This window comes from Lactobacillus sp. C449L (assembly GCF_059900815.1).
The window spans coordinates 1-458 of record NZ_JBWXGA010000209.1 but is presented as its reverse complement, the minus strand read 5'-3'; the positions used below and the strand labels follow the sequence as shown (position 1 = coordinate 458).

1 protein-coding gene is annotated in these 458 nt (G+C 68.6%); it reads left to right on the top strand.

Features of this window, described 5'->3' with window-relative positions; translation table 11 throughout:
* Positions 1-18 precede the first annotated feature (18 nt).
* Positions 19-458 (top strand): hypothetical protein (locus AC2JF9_RS09060; protein ID WP_500727104.1); only part of this gene is annotated, 440 nt, incomplete at its 3' end.

The following is a 458-nucleotide window of genomic DNA, read 5'->3' as shown; positions in this document are numbered from 1 at the left end:
GACGGGGTGGGGCACGGAATGCCCTATCGCGCCGTCGAGCCGGCGGGCCTGGTCGGCTGGTTTGCGGACCTCGCCGAACGCGCCGGGAGGGACCAGCCCGACCTGCTGCCCGACATCCGCGCCGCCCAACGGGCGATCGCCGACTTCCGGGACTGGCTGGCCGCCAGCGCACCGAAGATGACGGCGAAGGCCGGCGTCGGCAGGGAGGCCTATGACTGGTTCCTCACCAATGTCCGCCTGATGCCGTACGATTCGGACGATATCGTCGCCATGGCGCGGCGGGAGCTGGACCGAACCTGGGCCTTCTACACCCTGGAGCGCCATCGCAACCGCGACCTTCCCGAACTGGAGCTGGCGAGAGACGCGGCGGAATATGAAGCGCGCCTCGCCGAGACCGATGCGAAAATCCGCACCTGGCTGGCGGAGGAGGAGATCCTCACCATCCCGGACTATATGCC